This window comes from Paenibacillus woosongensis (assembly GCF_009725165.1).
Taxonomy (GTDB): Bacteria; Bacillota; Bacilli; order Paenibacillales; family Paenibacillaceae; genus Fontibacillus; species Fontibacillus woosongensis.
The window spans coordinates 1-396 of record NZ_WNZW01000057.1 but is presented as its reverse complement, the minus strand read 5'-3'; the positions used below and the strand labels follow the sequence as shown (position 1 = coordinate 396).

At 50.5% G+C, this 396-nt stretch carries 1 protein-coding gene; it reads left to right on the top strand.

Features of this window, described 5'->3' with window-relative positions; genetic code table 11:
* Positions 1 to 192: 192 nt before the first annotated feature.
* Positions 193 to 396, top strand: a 204-nt coding sequence (locus tag GNP95_RS26345) for a hypothetical protein (protein ID WP_230874018.1), incomplete at its 3' end; no start/stop codon positions are given.

Here is a 396-nt window from a genome sequence, read left to right as displayed (position 1 = left end):
GTTCGAATCAGGGATGAAATCGACGATGGCTTTCTTCGGGAAGTGGAAGTTTACCGATTATAAGCATCATTACTTGACGCATGTGTGCCGGGTCACGCCCAAGCCGGAAGAACCCCCTCAGAAGAAAAGTTTAACGTAAAATGAGAACAGCCGGCCCTCAAGGCCGGCTGATCTTATGTGCGACGGGCAGTCGTGTCACTAGCGCAATGGCGCTATGAGCTATCTATTAAAGGCGGCGGCAACGATACCGTAGGTAAAAACGAGCCAAGAGCCGAGAACGATACTTTTCTCGAAGGTGAAAGTCCTTCCTCAAGAGTTCTGGTACAGCTTGAGAAACCTAATCTAGGGCAAGGACTGCGAGGTGCTTGTCTGAAGGAGATGCGGGATGTCGAGAGA